At 64.5% G+C, this 5,514-nt stretch carries 1 protein-coding gene; it reads left to right on the forward strand.

The features are described from left to right. Positions 1–5,514, forward strand: a 5,514-nt coding sequence (locus A5646_RS21155) for a nuclear transport factor 2 family protein (RefSeq protein ID WP_197505251.1), incomplete at both ends; no start/stop codon positions are given.

Below are 5,514 nucleotides of genomic sequence, written 5' to 3' on the forward strand. Positions count from 1 at the left end.
CGTGCGGGCTGGGTGCCTCGCCCGTCTTGGCCGCATCGGTGACTGCGAAGTTGCCCTCGACGACGCCCTGACCGCGGCGCGGCGGGCCCGCGAGCATCGCCGGGTGAACGCGGTTCTGGCGGGCGCACCCCTGGCGGCGCTGTGGGGCCCCAATCCGGTTCCGCGGGCGGGCGGCCGGTGCCTGGATGTGGTTCGGCTGCTTCGGATCACGACCGACTCCCCCGCCGTCGAGGCGACCTCCACGCGATGCCAGGCCGTGCTCGAGGCGTTCCGCGGCCGTACGGCCGCGGCCCGGCGGATGATCGATTCGGCCCGGCGCACGGTCACCGAGCTCGGCCTGCGCCACGCGCTGCTGGAAGTCGAGCAGTTCGCCGGCATCGTCGAACTCATCGGCAATGACCCCGCCGCGGCGGAGACTCATCTACGCAAGGCCTACAACGGTTTTCGTCGTATGGGGCTGGACGCCGACACCGCCGAGACCGCGGCACTGCTGGGCCGCGCATGCCTTGCCCTCGACCGCGAGTCTGAGGCCGCCGAATTGTGCACGGAAAGTGAGCGTTTGGCCGGGCACGCGCTGAAGGCGTCGATCGCGTGGCGCACGCTGCGGGCACACTTGCTGGCCCGCGGCGACGACTACGATGCGGCCCGCCAGGTCGCCGAGGCCGCGGTGACCTTGGCCGAGCGCACCGACGCCCTGGTCGATCACGGTGACGCGTGCCTGACGCTGGCAACGGTTTTGGGGCGTGGTGGCGACATGGCGGCGGCACGAACCGCCGCAGGGCAAGCGGTCGATTTATACGAACGCAAAGGCGCTGCGGCGCTTGCGGACATGGCGCGGGCCGTTCTCGGCGAAAATGCCGTTCCGCCCGCACCGGCTCCGCCCGAAGCGCCAGTTGTCGAACTCGACAATGCGTGCGTCCGAGTCGGCGAACGCGTGGTGGCCGCCATAAATCGTGAGGCTTGGGACGAATTCGAGCAGCTGTTCGCGCCAGACGGATTGATCGAGAGCCGCCGCAAGATAGTCGGCTTTGGACAATTAGACGTCCCACCGGGCGAATTTCCACGTGTGAACAGGCGGGTTTTAGAGACAGTCCCTATGCGGCTCAGCCAAAGGATTGTCGCCGTCCGAGGTGAGCGTCTAGCGCTCGCTCGACTGGTGATAGGCGCGGACGACGCGACCCCTGGGGCGCCGCAGGACGAATTCGTCCTGCTTTATGGCATCGACGAAGATGGCCAGATCTGCCTGCAGGTCTGGTTCGACGTCGAAGACATGGACGCCGCGATGGCGGAACTTACTAATGCATACGCCCGACCTGAGGAGATACCTTCTCGAGCGCCGCTGGCGAATGCCGCGACGCGGGCATACGAACGCCTGCATGCGTATTTCGCGGCCCGCGACTGGGATGCGATAACCGAGCTTCTCGCAGGCGACTATTACGGTGATGACCGTCGTTCGGTGGTGGGCGCGGGGATTCGACGCGGCCCGGGTGCTGCGATCGAAGACTATCGGTCGGCCGCCGACATTGAGGTGACGGACGCAACGTCAGACACCCTCGCAACGCGTGGAGGACGCCTCGCCCTCGTTCGTGCCCGCTACTCGCGAAGCGGCCTGGAACCGGGCGCGTTCCGCGTCGATTTCCTACAAATAGTCGAAATCGACACCACAGAGCAGATTGCGGCAATGGCCGCATTCGACCTCAACGACTTCGACGCCGCTATCGCTGAGCTCGACCGCCGGTACCTCGCGGGCGAGGCGGCACCGTACGCGCGGACTTGGTCGATCATCACGCGGGCGTACGCCGCGGTTAACCGACGCGAACCACCGCCCACGACGCCTGACTGGGTCAACCTCGACCACCGGAGGGCGAGAGCATTTGCGCCGGGCGACCTTGCGGCGTACCTCAAAGTCACGTGGGACCTACTGACGCCGGGCGTCAACATCTACATCGAGGCTGTGCATCGACTGACCGCCTTGGGAGCGGTCGTCACGCGCGTGTACCAAGGGATCTCGCGCGAGGGCTTCGACGCCGAATGGCGGGAGGTCGGCGTTTCGACGGTGAAAGGCGACCTGATAGACCGCTCGGAGCTCTTCGACGAGACAGACCTCGGTGCCGCGATCGCAAGGTTTGAGGAGCTCGACCGGCGCGCGCGACGGCTGGAGAACGCTGCGACCCGCGTGGTCGAGCATTTCCTTAACCACTTGGCGGCTGGCGACTGGCCCGCTATTGCAGAGTTTTACGCCGAAGACGTTTCAACCTATGACCGACGTCGCGTTGTGGCCGCCGAGGTCATCCAAGGCCGAGACGCCAACGTCGCCAACTGGCGAGTGCTCGTCGACATCGCTCCGGACAACCTAACGTCGACCACGGTTGCGACCCGCGGCGAGCGCCTCACCCTCACTCGCGTGCACTCTGCGGCGTTCCAAACTGATGTGCTCAACCTCCTCGAGATCGACGCCGACGAGCGGATCAAGGCGGTCATGGTGTTCGACCTGGAAAACTTCGACGCCGCCATGGCTGAACTCGACACCCGCTACCTGGCCGGCGAAGCGGCGTCGTGTGCACGTACGTGGTCGGCCGTAGCGCGTAGTTACGCCGCGCTCAACCGGCATGAGCCGCCACTTACTTCGCCCGATTGTGTCAATGTCGACCATCGACGCGAGACGGCGTTCGGGCCCGGCGATGTATCCGCATACATCAACGCCGGGTGGGACTTTCGACAGGACACCAATATCTATGTCGAGCAAGTGCATCGGCTGAGCGATGCCGGGACGGTGATCACCTATGCGGCACAAGAGTTTTCGGAAGAGGGATTGAGGGCGGAGTGGCGCGGGATCGCGGTTCTTGCGGTCGCGGGCGGCGTGATTCACCGGACGGAGGTCTTCGACGAGGCGGACATCGATGCCGCCATCACGAGGTTTGAGGAGCTCGGCCGGCCGACGCCGGAGCTGGAGAACGCGGCCTCGCGCGTATTCAAACATGTCTGGTCGCACTTCGCGGCTGGCGACTGGGATGCCATGGCTCAAACGGTGGCTGACGACTATGTCGGCATTGACCATCGGCGGGTCGTCAGTGCTGATACCCAGCACGGTCGGGACGATGTGATCCGAGACTTGCAGGCGGCCGCCGGAGTCGGGTTCACGATCTCGATGGTGAGCGCCATCGCGATCCGTGGAGAACGTCTCGTCCTCGCGCGGAGTCGCGCCACCGGCTCCGATCCCGGCGGGGTCCAAAATGATGCCCTTAATGTCTTCGAGGTTGACGCCGATGACCGAATCGCCAGGGTCGTCTCATACGACCTGGAAGACTTCGACGCCGCCGTCGCCGAACTCGACGCCCGATACATGGCTGGCGAAGCGATGGCCCACGCGCGCACGTGGTCTGTAATCAAGGGGGCCTACGCCGCGCTGAATCGGCGTGAGCATCCAGCGACGACAGCAGATTGGGTGAACATCGATCATCGGCGAGGGATATCGTTCGCCCCTGGCCATGTCTCTGCATCACTAAACAATTGGCTCGCCACGCCGTACCTGAGCAACTCCATAGAGGCGGTGCATCGACTGGACGACCTAGGGGCTGTGGTTACCAATGTGACGCACGAAACCTCGCGAGAAGGTTTTGAAGCCGAGTGGCGAGGGATCAGCGTCCTTACTATCGAAGGTGATTTGGTCAACCGCTTGGAAATCTTCGATGAGGCAGACCTGGGCGCCGCGATCGCGAGGTTCGATCAGCTGCATCCACGCCCGCGGCAACTGCAAAACAAAGCGAGCCAAATCGACGACCGATTCCTGGCGTACTTCGCGGCCCGCGACTGGGATTCGATGGCAGAGATGACGGTCGACGAGTTTGCTAGTGACGATCGTCGTCGCGTGGTGGGCGCGGGAGTCCAACTGGGTCGAGAGGTCGATATCGACAATATGCGGGCGTGGGCTGACGTCGGCATCGAGAAGATAGTTTCAGACGTCATCGCCACGCGGGGCGAGCGCCTCTTCCTCGGTCGTACCCAGTTCTTTGGCCCCGAGCAAGGACCCGCCGCATTTCACAGCGAGGTGCTCGGTCTCATCGAGATCGATGCCGAAAACCGGGTCTTGGCACGCGTCGTGTTCGATGCCGACGACTTCGACGCCGCTGTCGCCGAACTCGATTCGCGTTACCTGGCCGGCGAGGCCTCCTCCAACTCCCGCACCTGGTCGCTCATGACAGAGGCTTTCGCGGCACTCAGCCGCAGGGAGATACCGGCGACGACACCTGATTGGGTAAACATCGACCACCGGCGACTCGCACCGATCGGTGCGGGCGACCTGGAGGCGTTTCTCCATGCGACGTGGGAACTTTCGCCGCGGGCCCGCATCTACATCGCGGCTGTGCACCGGCTGAGCGGGCGCGGCGCCGTGGTCACCCACGTGGCAATCGGGACCTCCCCGGCGGGTTTCGACGCTGAGTGGCAGGTAGTCGACGTTGTGTTGTTCGACGGCGACCGAATCAGCCGCACCGAGCTTTTCGACGAGGCAGACCTCGCGGAGGCCCTTGCCCGCTTCGACGCGATTCAGGCGGCGGCCCGGCGACCGGAGAATGCGGCAAGCCAAGTAGCCGAGCGCTTTACAGCGCTGTACGCTGCTCGTGACTGGGTCGCGATGGCCGAAATCCTGGCCGACGGCTTCGTCAGTAACGATCCGCGTCGGGTAGTGGGCGCCGGAGTCCGGGAGAGTCGAGACGCCCAGATCGCGGACATGCGAGCAATCGCCGACCTGGGGTTGACGAACATGACGTCGACCGTCATGGCAACGCGCGGTGAACGCCTCGTGCTTTTGCGCGCCCGCATGGACTATTCAGGCACCGGTCAAGGTCCATTCCTCACAAACGTGCTCGCCATCGTCGAAATCAACACCGACCGACGAATGATCGCACTCGTATCCTTCGATGCGGACGACTTCGATGCCGCCATCGCCGAACTCGATGCCCGTTACGTCGCAGGCGAAGCGGCCGCTCACGCAGACACGTGGGCAGCGGTCGCCGGCGTGCACGCGATGTTCAACCGGCATGAGTATCCCCCAGAGGATTGGGTGACGGTCGACCACCGCCGGGGCACGCCGTTCACCGCCAGCGATATGACTTCGGCCGTCCACACGCTCTTTGATCTCACGCCTGACTTCAAGGTCCATATCGAAGCCGTGCACGAAATCAACAGTCGTGGAGCGGTGATCACCAACTATGCACACGGGTCCTCGCCGGACGGCGTGGGAGTCGAATGGCGCATGGTGATGCTTCACCTCGTCGATGATGGTCGACTCACCCGTTGCGAAGTCTTCGACGAGACAGACACGGAAGCCGCCATCGCGCGGTTGAAGGAACTCAGCCGGCCGGCACCGCGATTGGAGAACCGAGCGACCTTGGCGGTCGGGCAATTCCTGGCGTACTTCGCCGCTCGCGATTGGGAGGCGATGGCGGGCCTGGTCGATGAAGCTTTCTTGTCGGACGACCGTCGTCGAGGCATAAACGCCGGAATCCGCCGCGG

This window comes from Mycobacterium sp. 1245499.0 (assembly GCF_001673615.1).
GTDB classification, from domain to species: Bacteria; Actinomycetota; Actinomycetes; order Mycobacteriales; family Mycobacteriaceae; genus Mycobacterium; species Mycobacterium europaeum_A.